Source organism: Bradyrhizobium sp. UFLA03-84 (assembly GCF_002289535.1).
Lineage (GTDB): Bacteria > Pseudomonadota > Alphaproteobacteria > Rhizobiales > Xanthobacteraceae > Bradyrhizobium > Bradyrhizobium viridifuturi.
The window spans coordinates 1,378,669-1,400,550 of the sequence record NZ_NSJY01000014.1 but is presented as its reverse complement, the minus strand read 5'-3'; the positions used below and the strand labels follow the sequence as shown (position 1 = coordinate 1,400,550).

The 21,882-nt window shown below is 64.3% G+C and carries 17 protein-coding genes and 1 tRNA gene; 8 read left to right on the top strand and 10 right to left on the bottom strand.

Annotated elements, in window-relative coordinates:
• Position 1: 1 nt before the first annotated feature.
• A complete protein-coding gene (locus CK489_RS28195) occupies positions 2 to 1,261 on the bottom strand; it encodes a D-alanyl-D-alanine carboxypeptidase family protein (RefSeq protein WP_095734544.1) in 1,260 nt (419 codons plus the stop codon).
• 175 nt (positions 1,262 to 1,436) lie between these two features.
• Between CK489_RS28195 and CK489_RS28190 the strand changes: the two genes are divergently transcribed.
• A complete protein-coding gene (locus CK489_RS28190) occupies positions 1,437 to 2,372 on the top strand; it encodes an alpha/beta fold hydrolase (protein WP_095734543.1) in 936 nt (311 codons plus the stop codon).
• 33 nt (positions 2,373 to 2,405) lie between these two features.
• On the opposite strand, the gene CK489_RS28185 is transcribed toward CK489_RS28190, so the two are convergent.
• Entirely contained in the window at positions 2,406 to 3,338 is a 933-nt protein-coding gene (locus CK489_RS28185; protein WP_094193693.1) for a septal ring lytic transglycosylase RlpA family protein, read from the bottom strand.
• Positions 3,339 to 4,197: 859 nt separating this feature from the next.
• Between CK489_RS28185 and CK489_RS28180 the strand changes: the two genes are divergently transcribed.
• Positions 4,198 to 4,632, top strand: a complete 435-nt coding sequence (locus CK489_RS28180; protein ID WP_095734542.1) for an NUDIX domain-containing protein — start codon at positions 4,198 to 4,200, stop codon at positions 4,630 to 4,632.
• Here CK489_RS28180 and CK489_RS28175 read toward each other — a convergent pair.
• Together CK489_RS28175 and CK489_RS28170 are read right to left on the bottom strand one after the other, a co-directional pair.
• Complete coding sequence (locus CK489_RS28175) at positions 4,625 to 5,065, bottom strand: arsenate-mycothiol transferase ArsC (RefSeq protein ID WP_094193694.1); 441 nt, start codon at positions 5,063 to 5,065, stop codon at positions 4,625 to 4,627. The two genes, CK489_RS28180 and CK489_RS28175, sit on opposite strands and share 8 nt — an antisense overlap.
• Before the next feature lie 92 nt (positions 5,066 to 5,157).
• Positions 5,158 to 6,021 carry an outer membrane protein gene (locus tag CK489_RS28170; protein WP_095734541.1) on the bottom strand — a complete coding sequence of 288 codons (864 nt, stop codon included), beginning with the start codon at positions 6,019 to 6,021 and terminating at the stop codon, positions 5,158 to 5,160.
• A gap of 240 nt (positions 6,022 to 6,261) precedes the next feature.
• Here CK489_RS28170 and CK489_RS28165 point away from each other — a divergent pair.
• Together CK489_RS28165 and CK489_RS28160 are read left to right on the top strand one after the other, a co-directional pair.
• A tRNA-Ser gene (locus CK489_RS28165) sits at positions 6,262 to 6,351 on the top strand.
• Between the two features lie 116 nt (positions 6,352 to 6,467).
• Positions 6,468 to 6,755: a DUF5658 family protein gene (locus CK489_RS28160; protein ID WP_244485949.1), complete on the top strand. Its 288-nt coding sequence runs from the start codon at positions 6,468 to 6,470 to the stop codon at positions 6,753 to 6,755.
• A gap of 126 nt (positions 6,756 to 6,881) precedes the next feature.
• Here the strand turns inward: CK489_RS28160 and CK489_RS28155 are convergent, their stop codons facing one another.
• Positions 6,882 to 7,802, bottom strand: coding sequence for an alpha/beta fold hydrolase (locus tag CK489_RS28155; RefSeq protein ID WP_095734540.1), 921 nt, complete (start codon positions 7,800 to 7,802; stop codon positions 6,882 to 6,884).
• Between the two features lie 133 nt (positions 7,803 to 7,935).
• On the opposite strand from CK489_RS28155, the gene CK489_RS28150 reads away from it, so the two are divergent.
• The gene (locus CK489_RS28150) at positions 7,936 to 8,388 is read left to right on the top strand and encodes a winged helix-turn-helix transcriptional regulator (RefSeq protein WP_095734539.1); all 453 of its coding nucleotides are present in this window, start codon (positions 7,936 to 7,938) and stop codon (positions 8,386 to 8,388) included.
• Positions 8,389 to 8,492: 104 nt separating this feature from the next.
• Positions 8,493 to 8,660, top strand: coding sequence for a hypothetical protein (locus tag CK489_RS41885; protein ID WP_021081920.1), 168 nt, complete (start codon positions 8,493 to 8,495; stop codon positions 8,658 to 8,660).
• A gap of 11 nt (positions 8,661 to 8,671) precedes the next feature.
• On the opposite strand, the gene CK489_RS28145 is transcribed toward CK489_RS41885, so the two are convergent.
• Positions 8,672 to 9,490 carry an aminoglycoside phosphotransferase family protein gene (locus CK489_RS28145; protein ID WP_095734538.1) on the bottom strand — a complete coding sequence of 273 codons (819 nt, stop codon included), beginning with the start codon at positions 9,488 to 9,490 and terminating at the stop codon, positions 8,672 to 8,674.
• A 195-nt stretch (positions 9,491 to 9,685) separates the two neighbouring features.
• Here CK489_RS28145 and CK489_RS28140 point away from each other — a divergent pair, with 195 nt between their 5' ends.
• A complete protein-coding gene (locus tag CK489_RS28140; RefSeq protein ID WP_028340659.1) occupies positions 9,686 to 9,943 on the top strand; it encodes a hypothetical protein in 258 nt (85 codons plus the stop codon).
• Positions 9,944 to 9,961: 18 nt separating this feature from the next.
• Here CK489_RS28140 and CK489_RS28135 read toward each other — a convergent pair whose 3' ends face one another.
• The 3 genes from CK489_RS28135 to CK489_RS28125 all read right to left on the bottom strand — a co-directional run bounded on the left by CK489_RS28135 (position 9,962) and on the right by CK489_RS28125 (position 19,260).
• A complete protein-coding gene (locus tag CK489_RS28135) occupies positions 9,962 to 11,302 on the bottom strand; it encodes a PQQ-dependent sugar dehydrogenase (RefSeq protein ID WP_095734537.1) in 1,341 nt (446 codons plus the stop codon).
• A gap of 154 nt (positions 11,303 to 11,456) precedes the next feature.
• Positions 11,457 to 12,953: a sensor histidine kinase gene (locus CK489_RS28130; protein ID WP_050626547.1), complete on the bottom strand. Its 1,497-nt coding sequence runs from the start codon at positions 12,951 to 12,953 to the stop codon at positions 11,457 to 11,459.
• Positions 12,954 to 12,969: 16 nt separating this feature from the next.
• Entirely contained in the window at positions 12,970 to 19,260 is a 6,291-nt protein-coding gene (locus CK489_RS28125; protein WP_502694144.1) for a HAMP domain-containing protein, read from the bottom strand.
• Between the two features lie 283 nt (positions 19,261 to 19,543).
• On the opposite strand from CK489_RS28125, the gene CK489_RS28120 reads away from it, so the two are divergent.
• Complete coding sequence (locus tag CK489_RS28120) at positions 19,544 to 21,532, top strand: hybrid sensor histidine kinase/response regulator (protein ID WP_095734535.1); 1,989 nt, start codon at positions 19,544 to 19,546, stop codon at positions 21,530 to 21,532.
• 15 nt (positions 21,533 to 21,547) lie between these two features.
• Here the strand turns inward: CK489_RS28120 and CK489_RS28115 are convergent, their stop codons facing one another.
• Entirely contained in the window at positions 21,548 to 21,766 is a 219-nt protein-coding gene (locus tag CK489_RS28115; protein WP_050630743.1) for a hypothetical protein, read from the bottom strand.
• Positions 21,767 to 21,882 lie beyond the last annotated feature (116 nt).

Sequence of the window (21,882 nt, the reverse complement as noted above, 5' to 3'; positions counted from 1 at the left end):
GTCAGAGCTTCTCGACTCCTGCGCGGAACATGCCGATGACGAGCTCCTGGGCACCGTCGAGCGCGCGGCGCAGCGTCGATCCCGTGCCGACGGCATCCGCCGCGTAGACAGGCGTCTCCATCGCGACGTTGGCTCCGCGCCAGACCCGGACCACGCCGATCTGCTGGCCGGCGGTGATCGGCGCCTTGACCGGGCCGTTATAGACGACGCGCGCGAGCAGCTTGTCATTGCCGTTCTTCGACACCATCACCTTGATCGGATCGGGGCTGACCAGCTTGACCGAACGGCTCTCGCCGCCGAACACCCGGGCGTAGCCGACCGGCTGGTTCGCCGCGATCAGCACCCGGGTCTCGAAGCTGCGGAAGCCCCATTCCAGCATCTTCTTGGCCTCGGTCGCGCGATCCTCCGAATCCTCGAGCCCGTTGACCACGACGATCAGCCGCGTGTCGTTCTGGACGGCGGAACCAACCATGCCGTAGCCGCCCTCCTTGGTGTAGCCGGTCTTCAACCCGTCGGCGCCGGGCAAGGCGTTGAGCAGTGGATTGCGGTTCTGCTGGCGGATCTTGTTCCAGGTGAACTCCTTCTCGCCGAACAGCTTGTACCTGTCCGGGTAGGCCAGGATGATGTGGCGCGCCAGCACCGCGAGTTCCCGCACCGTCATCTTGTTGTTCGGGTCCGGCAGCCCGTTGGAATTGCCGAAAGTCGACTTGGTCATGCCGAGCTCGCGGGCGCGCTTGGTCATGAAGTCGGTCGCGAACGTGTGCTCGTTGCCGGCAATGCCTTCGGCGAGCGCGATGCAGGCGTCGTTGCCGCTCGGGATGATCGCGCCGTGCAGGAGATCGTCGACCGAAACCTTGCTGTTGATCGCCGCGAACATCGTCGAGGTTCCGGACGGCGCCCCGCCGCGCCGCCAGGCGTTTTCACTGATCCGATACTCGTCGGTCAGCTTGATGTCGCCCTTCTTGATGGCGTCGAAAACCACCTCGGCGGTCATCAGCTTCATCATGCTGGAGGGCGCGCGCAGCTCGTCGGCGTTCTTCTCGAACAGGACGCTGCCCGAGGAGGCCTCGACCAGGATCGCGGTCGGCGCGTCGCCGTCGAACCCGCCCTCTTCCTTCTTTGCGCCCTGGACACTGTTGTTGGCGGCATAGACCACCCCGCCGCAGCCGATCGCCGCCACGACCGCGGCCGCGATCAGGCCACGCCAGCAACGCCCGGCGCGAGCTAGCAACGTGCGGGGAATTGCGGTTGGGGCTGCCATCGGCGATGTCCTGAAAGACTGCGTTCTAACAGCTGGAAGTATCGCAAACAACTGAGGTTTCGCCGCTTGTACACGGCCGGCTGGATTGCCGCCCGCGCTGAACGCCCATATCCTTGTCAGTAATCTCTGGAACCAGCTAACGACAACAGAACCGGCAAACAAGGCGGAAACGCGAATGTCATCCTCCCGCATCATTTCCGCCAACGGCATCGACATGTTCGTGCGCGAGGCCGGGCAAGGCCCGCTGGTCGTGCTCTGCCATGGCTGGCCGGAACTGTCCTACTCGTGGCGGCACCAGATCGTAGCGCTGGCCGCGGCAGGCTTCCGGGTCGCAGCACCGGACATGCGCGGCTTTGGCCGAACCGCCGCGCCGGCCGATGTCGGTGCCTACACGATCTTCGATACCGTGGGCGACATGGTCGCGCTGGTGGCTGCGCTCGGCGAGAAGAAAGCAATGATCGTGGGTCACGATTGGGGAGCGCCCGTGGCCTGGCACGCGGCCCTGTTCCGTCCCGACGTCTTCACCAAGGTCGCCGGCCTCAGCGTGCCGCCACCGTTTCGCGGCCGCGGACGTCCGCTGGAAACCCTGCGCGAGAGCGGCATCACCAATTTCTATTGGCAGTACTTCCAGCCTCCGGGCGTCGCGGAGGCCGAGTTCGAGCGCGACATCGCGCACACCATGCGGCTGGTGCTCGGACGCGGCGTCTCCGATCCGAGTTCGATGTTCGTCGACGATGCCAAGGGCTTCCTCGGCAAGCTGCCGGCCGGAATGCCGCTGCCGGCCTGGATCACCGAGGCCGACATCGCCGAATTCGCCGAGAGCTACCGGCAGTCCGGCTTCCGCGGCGGCCTGAACTGGTATCGCAATATCGACCGCAACTGGGAGCTGACCGCGCCCTGGCAGGACGCCCAGATCCAGCAGCCGTCGCTGTTCATCGCCGGCTCGAACGATTCGGTGATCACCGGGCTGATCGGCGCCAAGCGGGTCGCGGACATGGAGCGCGTGCTGCCGAGCCTCAAGCAGAAGCTGATCATCGAGGGCGCCGGCCACTGGATCCAGCAGGAACGCCCCGACGAGGTCAATGCAGCGCTGATCGCGTTTCTGAAATGATCAGGCCAAGGGCCTGATTCGCAACGATTTGACTCAGTAGAGTCCGCGTCCGCTCAGCACTTCAGCCGGTCCACGTGCGTCGATCGGCACGTAGGCGGCGGCCGGGCTCGGGGCCGCGGCATAGCGCGGGTCGCTCTCGTAGGAGACTTCGCGCGGATTGTTCAAGGTGCGGTTCCGTGACCGGCTCGAGGCCGACATTTCGGAGGTCGCGCTGACCGAAGCATAATCGGCCTGGGTGTTGCCGAGGCTGTAGGGCCGGCCCTCCGGCAACGGAACTTCGCCGCGGACACGACCGGACGAGGACGACATCTCGGGCACGAATGGCCGTGCCGAGGCGACTCGGACCATCGATGGTGACGGTGCCGGCGTGCCGGTCCGCAAGGTCGCCATCAGCTGGCGGTCGTCGGAGCCCTCGAGCGGCGCCCGGCCGACATATTCGACGCGGACGCGAGCTACGCCATTGCCTTTGAAATCAAGCAGTTCGGCGGCCTTGTTCGAGACGTCTATGAGGCGGTTGCCGTGATACGGGCCGCGGTCGTTGACGCGGACGATGAGCGACCGGCCGTTGCTCAGATTGGTGACCCGCGCGTAGCTCGGCATCGGCAGGGTCGGGTGGGCCGCCGTCAGCGAGCCCATGTCGAACACCTCGCCATTGGCGGTCAGGCGGCCATGGAAATCATCGCCGTACCAGGACGCCATGCCCTCGGCACGGTAGTTCTCGTTCTCCTCCGGCACATAGGTGCGGCCGGCGACGACATAGGGCTTGCCGATGCGGTAGGTCCCGCCGCCCTTCGGGACGGGGTCGCCCAACGCGACGACGCGCGGGCTCGACGACACGCCGTATTTCGGATCGACCCGGCTGGCGAACTTGCTGGAGGAGGCGCAATTGGCGAGGACGAGGCACGTCGCCACCGCAACGGCGCCACGCGCCGTCCGGATCATCGAATCTGGCCGTCTAGTCCCCATCTGCCCCAAGTACCATTCTGCCGGACCCGCGCCCACTTCGCGGCATCGGGATCATTTTCTTCAAGGTGCGGCCCACCTCCGCACCAGAGCTTGACGATATCGCAACCGGAACACGGCGGAAATGGGGAGAGCCTTAACCCTATGGCACTTTGGTAAACCGCCTGTTGCGCTTCCTCAGTTGTTCTACGGAGGCTCGGCCAGCCAAAATGCCCTCGCCTGTCCCGCTATCAGACACACTGTTGCAGCAAATCATCAGTGGGGCGGCATCTTGAATCCCAACAATTGAATCTTTTTGACTGTGCAAGGCTGCAATCGTTTTCTCTCCCGCGTGGGGCGCAAAGGAAGTTTGCGATGATCGAGACGGTTACAGCGGTGATGGGCCTGGTGAGTGCGGCGATCTTCTTGGCGCACGCCGTGGAAGGCTATCGGTACCGGGCCTGACAGTCCGTTGAAGGCGGAAAGACGCGTCACCTCTTTCCAGGAGAGAATGTTCGGAAAGCTTTAATCAATTCGGATGAGCATCGGTTGAAGGCAGGTGTATCATGCGTAATCACGATTTGGTCTCCGACGGATTTCTAACCCTGACCGCAGCGAGCCTCGTGCTGCTCTGCTCGAGCCTGCTGGCGTTCGCTTTCGGCTGAATATGTGATGCTGTCGGGCGCCATCCGCGCCCACGCGACGAGCCTTGACGACCCCTCACCTCATCCCTCGCCGATCTGACGTCGGCGTCAGCGCCAAGTCCTGATGATACCTGGCCAGGTGTGCGCCTGGCGACCTGATCCGCGTGGGGTGCCACGCCGTCTTCTCGCAGCCCCAGTCCTGACGCACCCTCCACAGTCCCAGCAATCAGGATCGGCGAATGACCGGCGCGGTAAGAGAGGGAACGTCTGCACTGCTCGTCAGCACGGACGGCCAGTTGCTCCTGCAATTGCGTGACGACCTTCCGCACGTTTCCGATCCCGGCAAGATCAGCCTCTTTGGTGGGCGGCGGGAGGGCACCGAGACCTTCCTGGAATGCGTCGTTCGCGAAATCCACGAGGAGATCGGCCATTACGTGCCGCCCGAGCGTTTTGAGCTGATCGGGAGTTATTCCGGACCAGATCCCTCGACACCGGGCGGCACCCTCCGCGGCGAGGTGTTCCTCGCACGCGATGTGCCGATCGACCAGCTGAGGGTCACCGAAGACCGCCTCGAGATCGTCGCGGTCGAAGACCTCGAACGTCTCAGCGGCAGACTGGCGCGCCCGGCGGAGTATGCGCTGGCGATCTTCCTGAAGCGCAGGCCGATCAACTGAGCGAAGAAACCAGCGCGCGGACGTGAGCGTCGAGCATCGCGAGCGCGACTGAAGGATGCGCCACATCGATATCGTCGACGTGCCAATACGTCACCCTGCCCGCCACTTCGGGGAACCGCCGCTCGATCAGCGGGCGGTGCTCTGCCTCCTTGAGTGCGATCACGAGGTCGACGTCGTCGAAGTCGGCCAATGAACATGGCCGCGGGTGGCGCGTTGCGCCCTCCGGAACGATCCCGCCTGCGCGGAGACGATCATCGGCGAAAACGGACATCGGTCCGACATTGTCCGGCGAGCCTCGCTCGGCCGCGCCCCTGGAGAATGCGCGCCACGCCAGTTGTCCCGCCCTCGCGAGATGATTGAATAGCTCCTCCGCGTATCGGCTTCGGTAGTAGTTGCCGGTGCACAGGAACAGGACGCGCTTCATGGCCGTCATGATGGTCAAAGGCGGTCCTCGCGGTCAACACCGTCGCGCGCTGGGCACCGAGAGAACTTCGGGTAAACTCGACGTCGCTCGGCGGCGGCCGATCAGTATTTCGCGAGCGGCGGGCCGCTGAATCTGTAATTCACCCCGACCCGCACGATATTGTCGGTGAACCTGGTCCCAAACGACGCGTTGACGAAATTGGTCGTCACAGTCGTGAAGCCGGAGTTTGGTGGCGGCAAGGAGTTGGTGACCGTGGTGGTCGCCGACACCGGCGCGCCGGCGAACCTGCCGAGATCCATGTAAAGATATTCAGCCTTGATCGACCAGTGGCTGTCGAGCGCAACCTCGCCTCCCGCCCCGACCGTCCACCCGGTGTGGGTGGCACCCCAACTGGATGGGAGCGAGGGTGCATTTGCGTCGAAATGGCCATAGGCCAAGCCGCCGGTTGCATAGAGCAGCAGCTGCGGAGCAGCCAGAATGCCAGCACGGCCGCGGAAGGTGCCGAACCAGTCCAGCCTGTAGTTGGCATTGATCAGCAGTGGTCCGGTTGCGCATCCCGTCGCGGAGCATAAAGCTCCGTCGGCGCGCTGGTCCGAGCCTTGGATGTCGGCCTCAAGACCAAGCAGCCAGTTCTGCCATTGCCAATTGTAGCCTACCTGTCCGCCCCCGATCATGCCGCTCGGGTTGGAGCTGCCCACGATGGGCTGGGGAGCAATTCCCCTGACCGAGGGCGGTTCGACGGGAACGCCGCCGGGAAAGAACACTTCAAACAAGGATAGTCCGGAAAGGGTTCCATCGTCGCGCTCATGGCCCCAGCCGTATCCGACGTTGCCGCCGATATAGAGGCCGGTCCAGTTGTAAGCAACGGGAGCGATCGTGGGTGTCTTGATCGACAAATCGGCGGCCAACGCGCCTTGCGCCAGCAACGAGCCGGCTACCGCTGTTACGACGACAATCCGTATCATCAGCTGGCGCCCCGAGAATAAGCAATCCCGAAAGCGATACTGATAGCGCTTTTTGCAAGCGTAGTCCGTCACAGAAACGTCACACCTTTATAGAGCTCGCCGCCGAGCCTTCGCGATCTCGGCGGAGCGCAGCAGTCAACGGCACCTGCCGGATGTCTCAAGCGCTTTGGGACCGGTTTGGGACCAACTTCGCGTTGCGTTCAGAGTCCCCGTACTGTAAGCGACTGAAATTCTTGATCCGGAAGGGTGGCCGAGTGGTTTAAGGCACCGGTCTTGAAAACCGGCGTGCCCGCAAGGGTACCGTGGGTTCGAATCCCACCCCTTCCGCCATGCATACCGCCTCCGCAGGCAGGCTCGTTGCGCGCCCCTTCCTGAACCAACAATTAACGAATCAGATTGATTGATAGGTGCATTGCCCGTTCGGCGCCCGGCACCGAGAGGTTGAAATGAATTGGGTCAAGGCACTGCTGCTGCTTTCCGTACTGCTTCTGGGATGCGCCGACCTCGCCACCACCAACAGGATTTTGGAGCTCGGGTTCGGCGAAGCGAACCCGTTCATGCAGATGGCTCAGGCCTGGTTCGGCGTCTGGTGGCTGATCCCGAAACTGGGCTTGACCTATCTCGTCATCGCGCTGCTGTGGCGCAGTGAAAGCCTCACCAAGATTGCCCTTGTCGTGGCGTTCTGCTCAACGCCCGTCATCAACAATCTCGTCATCCTCGCCGGCGCGAGCTGAGTCATCGCGCGCCGACTGAGCCGGCGATGCGATCGTCCCGCTCGTTGTCGTGAGCAGGCATGACTCAACCAATGTCCAAGATCGCTGCCGCATGGTCAGACTCCCGTTCTCTTGCCGGGCCCACCGTCAGGTCTGCGCGATGAACTCCGCGATCAGGCCGGCGATTTCCCGCGGCGCATCCTCGAAGCAGTAATGCCCGACGCCGGCAAGGCGCCTGACCGGCGCGGCCGGGAAGATTGCGGAAAACAGCGGCAGGAAATGGTCTGCATGCAGCGTGCGGTCCGCTTCGCCCCAGATCGCGAGCGCAGGCTTGCTGCGGATCGCGCGACCGGCGGCCGGAGTCGGTGCCTCGAATTGGTGCGCCCCGGTCGCAAAGCCCTTCGCCCATCCGATCGCACCGAGGCAGTCGGCCGGGCGCGCGAAAGGTGAGCCGTAGGCGGCAAGCCAGGCGTCGGTGATGACGGCGTTGTTCTCGAAGCCGTTGAGCTTGAGCGTGCTGAGGATGTTGAAGCCGAGTTGGCCGAGAACCGGCTCGAGCTCGCCGTTCGCCTCAGCCGTTGCGATCCATTGAAACCAGGGCGAGACCTGCGCATTCGCGCTGACGCGCGCGAACAGATCGCGCTGCCCGAACGGCGTCGGCCCGTTGGCCGAGATGACGCGGCGGATCCGATCCGGATGGCGTGCCGCGAGCCCCATGCCGACGGGGCCGCCGAAATCATGCATCACGAGGGTGATGTTGCTGAGGTCGAGCGCGAGGACCAGGGCCTCGAGATTGTCGACATGATCCTGCAGCCAATAGCTGCGCTGCGCCGGGGTCGCGCTCTTGCCAAAGCCCATGTGGTCCGGAACGACCACGCGCCGCGTTGCGCTCAGGACTGACACCAGGTGGCGGAACAGATAGCCCCAGGTCGGTTCGCCATGGAGGCAAAGCACCACCTCGCCGTCCCGCGGGCCTTCGTCGACATAATGCATCGGGAAGCCTGACGCCGCGTTGAAATGCGGTGTGAAGGGAAATGTGCCGTCGAACGTTGCGTCGGGTTGGATCATGGCCGGCCTCGAATGGTTTTAGTTTGAAACCATCGTGTATCGCTTGAGGTTTTACTTTGCAACCGATATATCCAGCTCTCGACCGGGCGGTCTTTCGGGCCGCGCCGCGATGAAAGGCGTCAGGCGGATCACGATGGCCAAGCGAGTGAGCCACAGGGACTCGATGTGCGGCGTGGCCCGGCCGCTCGATGCGATCGGCGACTGGTGGTCGCTGTTGATCGTCCGCGATGCGTTCGACGGGTTGCGCCGGTTCGGCGAATTTCAGAAGAGCCTCGGGCTTGCCAAGAACATCCTCTCCGCCCGGCTGCGCAATCTCCTGGCGCACGGCATCATGGAGACCGTACCCGCGGCGGACGGCAGCGCCTATCAGGAATACGTGTTGACCGAAAAGGGCCGCGGCCTGTTTCCGCTCCTCGTCGCGCTCCGGCAATGGGGTGAGGATTTCTTCTTCGAGCCCGACGAAGACCATGTGCTGCTGGTCGACCGAAAGAACGGTTTGCCGGTGCGGCGGCTAGAACTGCGCGCGCAGGACGGACGCGTCGTCGGTGCAGAAGACACGATGGTGCGGCTGCCATCGGCTAGCTGAGAAAAACAACCGCGCGAGATGCGGCCGCGCCATGCGCGCCCGTCTGCCAGCAACCTGATCTTAACCCTCCTTGCCGCAGCATCGGCTGCGTGGAGGTTCGATCAATGCAGACATTCCGGATTTCGCTGAGCGATGGGACGCGGCAATTCCACACGGCGATTCAAGCGCCGGATCCCGCGTCCGCGCGCATCAAGGCCGCCTACTTCTTCGACATCTCGAAGTGGCGAATCCTGAGCGTGTCGCTGAGTGGAGCGAGTGTCGCGGCGGCTTAGCCGCTGCGCGCCTACGCCATCCGGTCGAGCTCGGCCGCGGCAAGCCTCGCAATCTGCAGGTCGATCTCGGCGAGCGGATCGCCATCACCCAGGAACCATGCTGCCGACAAGCCGGTCCAGGCGGCGATCCAGGACAGCAGGCGCCGGCGATCCAGCTTCGCTGCTTCCACGACGATGTCGAGACGCCGCGCAAAGCGGCCGAGCTCGGTTGCGACCGGCCGTGTCGGATCGGCAAGATCGGGGTTGGTGAAAATGTTGGCGAAGTCGAAGCCGCGTTCGCCGACCAGATGCTTGGGATCGATCGCGAGCCAGCCACGCGCGCCGAAGTCGAGCACATTGTCATGGTGCAGGTCGCCATGCAGCACCACGATCTCGCGCTGATCGCCGAGCAGCGCTTCGGCGGTGTCGGCCGATCGGTTCAGGATGCCGCCGTGCGCCCTCGCCGCTGGCCACAGCTCGCGAAACCACTCTCTGAGTGGCGTCAAGTCCGGCCTCGGTTTCACTCTCCGGGCGTGCAGCCGCTCGGCTGTTGCACAGAGAATTCGGCAGGCCTCATCGTCCCGGCCGGTTCGCGCCATGTCGCTCAGCGAAGCCGGACCCATCGCCCGTTCGAGCAGCAGCGCCTCGCCGTCACGGGCTAGGACCCGCGCCGCGCCGTCTCCATCCCACCACGCCATGACGATGCCGCCGAGGCGCTCGTCCGGCTCGTGCGAAAGCTTGAGCATGGCCGGTTCGCCGTGCTGCCGAACCGGCAGCAACCGTGCGGCATGCGTGACGATCACGTCGCCGTCGGGGACGAGGCTCCAGGCCGTGAGATAGGGTTCGAACATCCAAGCAGGTTGGGTGGTGAAAGGTGCGACCGTCGTTGTAATCACTGCCGGTGCGCGCTGCCATGCTGGTTCCCTGCGGCGCATCGTGGCAGGGCCGCGCCAACCGGTTCCGTGCTGCCTGCCCATGTTGGCTGATGACAGCCCCCACCCATCTCGCGCTACAATGCCGCAGCCGGTGTGACGGAGGGTGTGGTGATGCCGCGAAAGGGAATTACCGGACACGACGAGTGGGTGGTGACCGAGGCCCTCGCCACGGCGCTGGTGGCGCTCGAACAATTGCCGTCGAAGCACCAGCCCCGCGCGCACATGGAGGATGTCCGGAAGATTCTGACCGCGAGATGCGAGGCCGGCGCCGTCACGCTGCATCTGGCGCAGGCCAAGTGCCGGTTGTTTCCCGATACCGACCCTCTGACCATCTATGAGGAATACGGCCTCAAGGATGGCTTGGGGTAGCGGCATCCGACAGAACGGCTATTCGTGGCTGACGCGCCAGATCGTGCCGTTGCCGTCTTCGGAGACCAGCAGTGCACCGTCGCGCGCCACGGTCACGCCAACCGGTCGGCCCCAGACCTGGTTGTCGCCGATGACAAAGCCGGTGACGAAATCCTCGTACTCGCCGGTCGGCACGCCGTCCTTCAACCTGATGCGAATGACCTTGTAGCCGGTGCGCTTCGACCGATTCCATGAGCCGTGTTCGGCGGCGAAGCCATCGCCGCGATACTCGGGCGGAAAACTGCTGCCGGTGTAGAAGGTCAGGCCGAGCGAGGCCGAGTGGGCTTGCAGCAGCACATCAGGAACCGTCACCTTGTCTTTCAGGTCGGGCCGCTCGCCGGCATGCGCGGGATCCTCGTTGGCGCCGATATAGTACCAGGGCCAGCCGTAGAACGCGCCCTCGCGGATCCGGGTCACATAGTCAGGCACGAGGTTGTCACCGCGGCCGTCACGCTCGTTGGTCGAACACCATGGCACGCCGCTGCCCGGCTGGATCGCGAGGCCCACGCAGTTGCGGATACCCGTCGCAAACAGTTTCTGGTTCTTGCCGTCGGGATCGAACGCGAGCACGGCCGCGCGGTCGGTCTCAGATCCCCAGGCCGCGCCGAGCGCGTGGTCGCGGCTCCAGGCCTCGATGCCTTCCGGAGGCCGGCCGAGACCCTCACCCGCGTTACCTACGGATCCGACCGATACCAGCATCCGCTTGCCGTCGGGCGTGAACACGATGTCGCGCGTGGAATGGCCGTAGCCGTGCGGCAGCCGGGCGACGATCGTCTCGGGCGCTCCAGACGCCTTGAGATCGCTGTTGCGATAGGCAAAGCGCACGACGCTGTCGGTGTTGGCGACATAGAGCCATTGCGGATTGTCGCCGTTCGGGAAGAACGCGATGCCGAACGGCCGGTTCAATCCGGTTGCGTAGACCTCATTGGTTGCAGCCTTGGTGGCGCCGTCGGCGCTGCGCAGGACACGGATGCGGCCCGGACCGGTTTCCGCGACGAAGATGTCGCCATTGGGCGCGGTCCGGATGATCCGGGGTCCGCTCAGTCCGCTCGCGAACAGCTCGATCTTGAATCCCGCCGGCACCTGCGGCACTGCAGAGGCAGGTCGCTGCACGACTCGCGATGAATTGCTGCTGGAGGCCGTCGCACCTGGCTTCGGCAAGTCCTGCGGCGTGATCAGACGAACCGTGCCCGGCCTGTCGCGCTGCCAGTCGCCGAACGCTTCCGCGCCTTTGAGCACAGGTTCAGCGTTCGCCGCGATGCTGATCGCTGCAAGGATGGCAACCGACAGAGTCACGCTGGCCAGATGTGTCTTGGGCATATGCTCCTCGCGCGATGTCCCTGTCAGTTGCAGAGTTCATAGCGCGGTTGGACCGCTCGCTGCGGTCACAATGTCGTCTGGCTCGTTGTCGGCTCGTTGTGGTTGCAGGCGCTGCGTGTCGGATCGCCCGGCTTGACGATCGATATGCGTGGGATCAAACCGCCCTGGAGCTGACCAACGGCTTGCGTTCGGCGGCCGCAGACAGGTCGCGGTAGGCCGCGGCTTCTCCAACCAGCGCCTTGAGTGGCACCGTGAGCCGGCAGATCAGGCCCTCGGCGCGCCAATCGAAGTCGGCCCGGCCGCCGAGCTGGGTTTCGATGCTGGCGATCACGCTTCGTGTGCCAAAACCCTTCTGCTTCGGCTTCGTCACCGGAGGCCCGCCGGATTCCACCCAGGCCAGGATCAGCGTCTCGTCCTGCACTTCCCAGGTGATCGCGAGCCGACCTGGCAACACCGACAGGCTGCCGTATTTGGCGGAGTTGGTGACGAGCTCGTGCAGCGCCAGCGCCAACGTCTGCGCCGTCGCGGGCTGCAATTGCACCTCCGCGCCATCGATCTGGATCTGTCCTGCTTCGGAATAGGGCGCGATCTCCTCGGTCACCAGCCGGCGGATTTCGGCGCCCTGCCAGCTCGACAGCGACAGCACGGTGTGCACGCGCGCCAGCGCCGTGATGCGGCCTTCGACCGCCCGCACATAGGCGGTGACATTCTGCGCGCGCGTCAGCCGCACGATCGATTGCGCCAGCGCGAGCGCGTTCTTGGCGCGGTGGTCGACCTCGCGGGTCAACAGGCTCTGCCGTTCCTCGGCCTTCTTGCGATCGGTGATATCGACGGTGACGCCGCTGACCCGCACCACCCTGCCGTTCCTGTCGCTGGTCGCCGCGGCCGTGCCGACGCACCAGCGCACCTCGCCGTCCGGCCGCATGACGCGGAATTCGGCCTCATAGGACGTCTGCCCCTTGCCGAACCCGGCCCAGGCCTGCCGCAGCTCCTCGACATCGTCGGGATGAAACAGCTGCTGGATGTTGTCCGACGTCAGCGCGAAGGATTTAGGATCGACGCCGAAGATCTTGTATTGCCCCTCGTCCCACATCCAGTCGCCGTTGACCCAATCCCAGTCCCACGAGCCCATCTTGCCCGCGGCGATCGCCATGCTGCGGCGCGCCTCGCTCTCGACCAGCCGCGTGGTCGACTGCTCGAGCTCGGCGGTGCGTGCGCGCACTCGGTCCTCGAGCTCGGCATTGAGGCGTTCGAGCTGCCGCGTCTTGCGGTAGAGCTCGGCGAACACGCGAATTTTCGCACGCAACACTTCCGGCACGACCGGCACCGGGACGTAGTCGACCGCGCCCATCTCATAACCGCGCAGCCGGTCGATGTCGCTGACCTGGATTGCCGAGATGAAGATCATCGCGGTCTTCTGGAAGCGCGGATGCTCGCGGATCATCGCCGCGAGTTCGAAACCGTCGAGCTCGGGCATGCAGACGTCGACCAGGATGACCGCGACTTCGTTCTTGAGCAGGAACTCGAGCGCCTCGCGACCCGACGAGGCGGCGACGAGCGTTTCGCCGAGCTCCTTCAGGATGACCTCATAGGCCAGTAATTTGGCCGGCTGGTCATCGACCAGAAGGATGTTTACCTTTTCATGGTCCATCATGTTCGATCGCCGATCAGCGGTGCAGCCACATGCGGATCGCCAGCAGCAGTTGCTCTGTGTTCACGGGTTTCGCCAGATAGTCGGATGCGCCTGCTTCCAGGCATTTCTCGCGGTCGCCCTTCATCGCCTTTGCGGTCAGCGCAATGATCGGCAGCCGCGCAAAGGCGGGGTTTTGCCGGATGGCGCCGATGGTCTGGTAACCGTCCATCTGCGGCATCATGATGTCCATCAGCACGATCGCGATCTTCGGATTGGACTCGACCAGCGAGATCGCCTCGTGACCCGTTGTCGCAGTCAACACCTTCATACCTCGCCGCTCCAGCACGCTCGACAGCGCGAAGATGTTGCGGGCGTCGTCGTCGACCAGAAGCGCGGTCTTGCCAATAAGATCCTCGTCGGAACTATTGAGCTTCTCGAGCATCCTCTGTTTTTCGACAGGCAATTCCGTGATCACACGGTGCAGGAACAGTGACGTTTCGTCGAGCAGACGCTCGGGCGACTCGACGCCCTTGACGACGATGCTGCGCGCCATCGTGTGCAGTTCCGCGTCTTCCTCCGCCGAAAGTTCCCGGCCGGTAAACACGACAACGGGAATATTGGAGAGCGTTTCGTCCTTGCGGATTTGATCCAGCACCTCGAAACCGCTCATGTCGGGCAGGCGCAGATCGAGCACGACGCAATCGCACGGGTTCTCGCGCAGCGTCGAGAGCGCCCCTGCCCCGGTGCCGCTGGTCACGATCTCGATATCCTCGTGCCCGAGCAACTCGGTGATGCTGAGCTGCTCGGCCGCATTGTCCTCGACGATCAGCAGCCGCTTGCGACGCGGTCTGGCGTATTCCTTGATCTGCGACAGCGCCGCGCTGACGCCTTCGGTCGTGGTCGGCTTGTTGACGAAAGAGAACGCGCCCCGCGCCAGCGCATGTTGGCGGTCCTCGTCGAGCGTAATGATCTGGACCGGAATGTGACGGGTCAGCGGATTGTGCTTGAGCTGGCTCAGCACGGTCCAGCCGAGCATGTCGGGCAGGAAGACATCGAGCGAGACCGCGCTTGGCTGGAACTGCTTGGCGAGATCGAGCGCCTCGGCGCCGCGGTTTGCGACCAGCACCTTGAAGCCCTTGTCGCGCGCGAGGTCGATCAGCACCCGCGCGTAATGCGGGTCGTCCTCGACGATCAGCAAGATGGTGTCGCCGGGCTCGAGATCGAGGCGGTCGTCCGGAAGCTGCTCGATCACACGCTCCTGCGTGCCCGAGACCTGCAGCGACGGTGCCGAAGTGTGCGGCATTTGTATCGGTTGGGTCTGCGGCCGCAATGCCACGGACGGCCCGGCATATTTCAGCGGCAGATAGAGCGTGAAGGTCGAGCCCTTGCCTGGCGCGCTGCGCAGATGGATCTCGCCGCCGAGCAGGCTCGCCAGCTCACGGCTGATGGCGAGGCCGAGACCCGTGCCGCCATATTTGCGGCTGGTACCGGCGTCGGCCTGCTGGAATGCCTCGAAGATCAGCTTCTGCTTGTCCTGGGGAATGCCGATGCCGGTATCCGACACTTCGAAGGCCACGACGGCGGGCGCAGCGTTGAGGATCGGATGCTCCGCGCTCCAGCCGCCGAGCGCGGCCGACACGGTCAGGCTGACGCCGCCATCCGCGGTGAACTTGAACGCATTCGAGAGCAGGTTCTTCAACACCTGCTGCAGCCGCTTGGAGTCGGTGACCATGCTGCGCGCAAGGTTGGTGTCGACATCGATGCTGAAGGACAGATGCCGGTTCTCCGCCTCATGCCTGAACGGCCGTCCAACCGTTTCGAGCAGGCTCGAGGTGAGAATTTCCTCGGCGTCGACCGTCACCGTGCCGGACTCGATCTTGGACAGATCGAGAATGTCGCTGATCAGGTTCAAAAGGTCAGTGCCGGCGCCGTGAATGGTGCGGGCGAACTCGACCTGCTTGCCGGTCAGATTGCCGTCCGGATTCTCGGTGAGCTGCTGGCCCAGGATCAGGATCGAGTTCAGCGGCGTCCGCAGCTCGTGCGACATGTTGGCTAGGAATTCGGACTTGTACTTCGAGGTCAGCGACAGCTCGGTCGCCTTCTCTTCCAGCGCGCGTCGCGCCTGCTCGATTTCCTGGTTCTTACGCTCGACGTCGACGTTGCGTTCGGCGAGCTGCTGGGCCTTCTGCTCGAGCTGGTCGTTGGTCTGCTGCAATTCCTTCTGCTGGGTCTGCAACTCGCCGGCAAGCTGTTGCGACTGCTTCAGCAGCGCTTCAGTCTGCATCGTCGCCTCGATGCTGTTGAGCACGATGCCGATGCTGTCGGTGAGCTGTTCGAGGAAGGTAATCTGCGAGGTCGTGAACGACGAGATCGAGGACAGCTCGATGACAGCCTTGACCTGATTCTCGAACTGCACCGGGAATACGACGAGGTTCTTCGGCATGATCCGCATCAAGGCCGAATTGATCGGCACCGCATCGCCGGGAATGTCGGAGACCAGGCGCTGGCGCTTGTCGAGCGCGCACTGACCGATCAGTCCTTCGCCGAACTGGACGATCTGCGGATGCGGGTTGCTGCTGTCGCTGGCGTAAGCCGACAACAGGCGGAGCTGCGCATTCTCGGGATTGTCGACCTGGTAGATCACGCCCATATGCGCGTTGATCAGTGGCGCAAGTTCGGTCAGCAGCAGGCGGCCGACGGTCGCAAGATCGCGCTGGCCCTGCAGCATGTTGGTGAAGCGCGCCAGATTGGTCTTCAGCCAGTCCTGCTCGGTGTTGCGCTCCGTGGTGAGACGGAGGTTGCCGATCATCGTGTTGATGTTGTCCTTGAGCTCGGCGACCTCGCCGCGCACGTCGACCTGGATCGAGCGCGTCAGGTCGCCCTTGGTCACGGCGGTCGCCACTTCCGCGATCGCACGCACCTGCGAGGTCAGGTTAGCCGCGAGCAGGTTGACGTTGCCGGTCAGGTCCTTCCATGTGCCTTCGGTGCCAGGCACGTTGGCCTGACCGCCGAGCCGCCCTTCGACGCCGACTTCGCGCGCCACGCTGGTGACCTGTTCGGCAAAGGTCGCAAGCGTCTCGGTCATGTTGTTGATGGTGTCGGCGAGCGCGGCCACCTCGCCCTTCGATTTCACCGTCAGGTTCTGCTTCAGGTCGCCGTTGGCGACCGCGGTCACCACCTTGACGATGCCGCGCACCTGCTCGGTCAGGTTCGCCGCCATGACGTTGACGGTGTCGGTGAGGTCCTTCCAGGTGCCGGCGACGCCGCGCACCTCGGCCTGGCCGCCGAGCTTGCCTTCGGTGCCAACCTCTCGCGCCACGCGCGTCACCTCGCCGGCGAAGGCGTTGAGCTGGTCCACCATCGTGTTGATGGTGTTCTTCAGCTCGAGGATCTCGCCCTTCACGTCGACCGTGATCTTGCGCGACAGGTCGCCGCGCGCCACGGCCGTCGTCACTTCGGCGATGTTGCGGACCTGGGTGGTCAGGTTCGCGGCCAAGAGGTTGACGTTGTCGGTCAGGTCCTTCCAGGTGCCGCCGACGCCGGGCACCACGGCCTGGCCGCCCAGCCGCCCTTCGGTGCCGACCTCGCGCGCCACGCGCGTCACTTCGGCAGCGAACGAGCGCAGCTGCTCGACCATCGTGTTCAGGGTGTCCTTGAGCAGCAGGATCTCGCCGCGCACGTCCACCGTGATCTTCTTCGACAGGTCGCCGCCGGCGATCGCGCTCGCGACTTCGGCGATGTTGCGGACCTGCGCGGTCAGGTTCGACGCCATGAAGTTGACGTTGTCGGTGAGATCCTTCCAGGTGCCGGCGACGCCGGGCACTTCGGCCTGGCCGCCGAGTTTGCCTTCGGTGCCGACCTCGCGCGCCACGCGCGTCACCTCGCCGGCGAAGCCGTTGAGCTGGTCGACCATCGTGTTGATGGTGTTCTTCAGCTCGAGGATTTCGCCCTTCACGTCGACCGTGATCTTGCGCGACAGGTCGCCGCGCGCCACCGCGGTGGTCACCTCGGCGATGTTGCGGACCTGCGCGGTCAAATTGCCGGCCATCGAGTTGACGTTGTCGGTCAGGTCCTTCCAGGTGCCGGCGACGCCGGGCACGTTGGCCTGGCCGCCGAGGCTGCCGTCGGTACCGACCTCGCGCGCCACGCGCGTCACCTCGCCCGCGAAGCGGTTGAGCTGGTCGACCATCGTGTTGAGCGTTTCCTTCAGCTGAAGGATCTCGCCGCGCACGTCGACCGTGATCTTGCGCGACAGGTCGCCGCCGGCGATCGCGGTCGCGACCTCGGCGATGTTGCGGACCTGCGCGGTCAAATTGCCGGCCATCGAGTTGACGCTGTCGGTGAGATCCTTCCATGTGCCCGCGACGCCGGGCACCTCGGCCTGGCCGCCGAGCTTGCCGTCGGTGCCGACCTCGCGCGCCACGCGCGTCACCTCGCCGGCGAAGGCGTTGAGCTGGTCCACCATCGTGTTCAGCGTTTCCTTCAGCTGAAGGATTTCGCCCGACACGTTCACCGTGATCTTCTTCGACAGGTCGCCCTTCGCCACCGCGGTCGCGACCTCGGCGATGTTGCGGACCTGCGCGGTCAGGTTCGAGGCCATCGAGTTGACGCTGTCGGTCAGGTCCTTCCAGGTACCGGCGACGCCGCGCACCTCGGCCTGGCCGCCGAGCTTGCCTTCGGTGCCGACCTCGCGCGCCACACGCGTCACTTCACCGGCGAAGGCGTTGAGCTGGTCCACCATTGTGTTGATGGTGTCCTTCAGCTCGAGGATCTCGCCGCGCACGTCCACCGTGATCTTCTTCGACAGGTCGCCATTGGCGACCGCGGTGGTGACGCCCGCGATGTTGCGGACCTGCGCGGTCAGGTTCGACGCCATGAAGTTGACGTTGTCGGTGAGGTCTTTCCAAGTGCCGGCGACGCCAAGCACGTTGGCCTGGCCGCCGAGCTTGCCTTCGGTGCCGACCTCACGCGCCACGCGCGTCACTTCCGAGGCGAAGGCGTTGAGCTGATCGACCATCGTGTTGAGCGTTTCCTTCAACTGAAGGATCTCGCCCGACACGTTCACCGTGATCTTCTTCGACAGGTCGCCGCCCGCAATCGCGGTCGCGACGTCGGCGATGTTGCGGACCTGCGCCGTCAGGTTCGACGCCATGAAGTTGACGTTGTCGGTCAAATCCTTCCAGGTGCCGGCGACGCCGGGCACCTGGGCCTGGCCGCCGAGCTTGCCTTCGGTACCCACCTCGCGCGCCACGCGCGTCACTTCCGACGCAAACGAATTGAGCTGGTCCACCATCGTGTTGATGGTGTCCTTCAACTCGAGGATTTCACCGCTGACGTCGACCGTGATCTTGCGCGACAGGTCGCCGCGCGCGACCGCGGTCGTCACGTTGGCGATGTTGCGGACCTGGGCGGTCAGGTTGCCGCACATCGCGTTCACGGAGTCGGTCAGGTCCTTCCAGGTGCCGGCAACGCCCGGCACGATCGCCTGGCCGCCGAGCTTGCCGTCCGTGCCGACCTCGCGCGCCACGCGCGTCACTTCCGAGGCAAACGAGCGCAGCTGATCGACCATCGTGTTGATGGCCTCCTTCAGCTGCAGGATCTCGCCGCGAACGTCGACCGTGATCTTCTTGGACAAGTCGCCGTTGGCGACCGCAATCGTCACCTCGGCGATGTTGCGGACCTGGCCGGTCAGATTGTTGGCCATCGAGTTGACGCTCTCGGTCAGGTCCTTCCAGACGCCGGTCACCTCCGGCACCTGGGCCTGGCCGCCGAGCTTGCCCTCGGTGCCGACTTCGCGGGCGACGCGCGTGACCTCCGAGGTGAACACCGAGAGCTGTTTGATCATCGTGTTGACGATGTTCGCCGACTGCAGGAATTCGCCGCGCAGCGGCCTGCCCTCGACGTCAAGCTGCACGGTCTGCAGCAGGTCGCCCTGCGCCACCGCGGCGACCGCGCGGGTGACCTCGCGGGTCGGCCACAGCAGATCGTCGATCAGCGTGTTGACCGAGCTCTCCATGTCGGCCCAGGCGCCGCTGGCGAGGCCGAAATTGACGCGCTGACGGGTCTGCCCCTCGCGACCGACGACCTGCCCGACGCGCGCCAGTTGCTGTGCCATGCGCTCGTTGGCGGCTGCGATTTCGTTGAAGGCGTCCGCGATCTTGCCGTCGATGCCGAGATAATCGCCACGCATCCGGACCGAGAAGTCGCCGCCGCGCATCGCCTGCAAGGACTGCAGCAGATCGTGCGAGGAATCGAGACTTCCATTCGATGATTGGGCGCGGCGTGTTTCAGCACGGGGACGAGGCGGCGAACCGAGATCGGTCATGGAATTTCCCCTACGCGCTGGCCGCGAATCCAGGGACTCGGAAAAGCCAGTGTGACCATAAGAATGACTGCCTTGGATCTATTCAAGCGGGAAAACGCCAAAACCACGATTTGTGACGCAAACCGAGTAACTTAATCGCGGATGGAACCAAAAGTTCCACTGCGCGTTGGAACTTTTCCCGGACTGGCGTAAGCCATTCGTCTTGTTTGGTCCTCACGGACGCATGTGATTGCATTGGAACATTGGCCTCCCCGGAGCGTTTCGGGGATTGGCAGGATTGGTGATGGTTAAGAAATCAGACACGCTCAAGCGGGACATTTTCGAGAGTGAGCGAAGATTCCGGCTGTTGGCCGGAGGGGCGATTGACTATGCGATTTGCACGCTCGCGCCCGATGGACGGATAATCCACTGGAACAAGGGCGCCGAGCGCATCACCGGCTATCCGGCCAAGGCAATCCTCGGTAAGCACTTCTCGATCTTCTATCCTGAGGAGGATCGCGCATCGGGCCTTCCCGCGAAGGCGTTGCTGATGGCGCGGAAGGAAAAACACGCCGAGGCCGAGGGCTGGTGCATCCGCAAGGACGGATCGCAATTCTACGCTTCGGTCGTCATCGATCCGATCTACGAGAAGCGCAAGTTGGTCGGCTACGCCATGGTGACCCGCGACGTGACCGAGCGGCGGCAGGCGCGCGTGGATCTCGAGGCCAGCGAAAGCCAATTCCGACTGCTCGTGAGCAACGTCACCGATTACGCGCTGTACATGCTGACGCCGGCCGGCATCGTCGCCAACTGGAACGCCGGCGGCGAGCGCATCAAGGGCTATTCGCCCCGCGAAATCATCGGCCAGAGCTTTGCGCGATTTTACACTCCGGCCGATCAGGCCGCCGGCAAACCGGCACGTGCGCTCAAGATCGCGGAAGAGACCGGGCACTACGAGGAGGATGGCTGGCGGGTCCGCAAGGACGGCTCGTTCTTCTGGGCAAGCGTCGTGATCGATCCGATCCGCGACAGCGACGGCAGCCTGATCGGCTTTGCCAAGATCACGCGGGACATTTCCGAGCGGCGCGAGGCGCAGCAGAAGCTCGAACAAGTGCAGCGACAGCTGGCGGAATCGCAGAAGATGGATGCGCTCGGCCAATTGACCGGCGGCGTCGCGCACGACTTCAATAACCTGCTGATGATCATCTCGGGCAATCTGCACCGGATCAGGCGCGAGGTGATGAGCGAACGCGGCAGGCTTGCACTGAGCGCGATCGAAACCGCGTCCGAACGGGCGGCATCCCTCACCAGCCAGTTGCTCACCTTCGCGCGCCGCCAGAGTGTCAACCCGCAGACTATCGATGTCGCCGACAGGATCCGCGCGCTGCGTGCGGTCCTGACCAGCGCACTTGGCGGCCTGGTCAAGCTCGAGATGGACATCCAGCCGGATGTCTGGTCGGTCTTCGTCGACCCGAGCGAATTCGAGACCGCGCTGATCAATCTTGTCGTCAATGCGCGGGATGCGATGCGCGACGGAGGCACGCTGACCATCGCGGCGCGCAACGTTCCTGCCCAAGCCCAGGTGGCCGTCAGCGTGACCGATACGGGCGAAGGCATTCCGGACGATGTGCTGAGCAAGGTCTTCGATCCGTTCTTCACCACCAAGCCGGTCGGCAAAGGGACCGGCCTCGGGCTGTCCCAGGTCCACGGGTTCGCGCATCAGGCCGATGGCCGGGTCGAGATCGCAAGCACGCTCGGCAAGGGCACGACGGTTTCCATCTTCCTGCCGCGCGGGACCGTGGCCGCAACGCGCTCGCGTGCCGACCACGCCATGCACGCATCGGCGACGGTCCTGTTGATCGAGGACAATCCAGCCGTCGCCGATGCGAGCACCGGCCTGCTCGAACAACTCGGCTACACCGTGCGCTGGGCGTCCAACGCAGAGGCGGCCTTGTCGGAAATCGACGCCAACGGGATCGATGTGGTGTTCAGTGACATCGTGATGCCCGGCCGGATGGATGGGCTGAAGCTGGCGCGCACGATCCGGGACATGAAACCCGAGCTGCCGATCCTGCTGACGACGGGCTACAGCGAGGGCGCGCGTGACGTGAGGTCCGACTTTCCGGTGCTGCGCAAGCCGTACCACATTCACGATCTCAGCCGCGAACTCTCCAGGTTGACAGGGCAAGGTTCAGGCGACGCGACCAGCGGCGCATCGGCAGATGCGCCGAGCGGGTTCGATTCTGCCACACGTGATGGTGCGGAGAGGCCAAAGGCCAAAGCCCGCTGCTAGTTCGGGATCAAGGAGCTAGCGATCCGCCGGCCAGGTTCGCCGCACCAATTGCACCCGCTCGATGCGGCTGCATTGCTCGCAGCGGTACTGAAGGATGTCCCTGCCTTCGCTTCCCGGAGAGCTGCTCTCAAGCCGCATCGTTCTGACGCAGCTGATGCAGGAGATCAGCGTCAGCAGCGGGCTGCGATCGTCATTCATCGATGCCCGCGGAGGCGCGGTCGGATCGGCGATCATGGCGCTGGGCGATGCTATGGTGTTGGCTCTCACCACAAGAAAATGCCGATCCCGCGGTTCAGGTTCCCGCCCGGAAACCTGATTTGGGCTCAAGACGGTGTGTCAGCCCCTCGTAC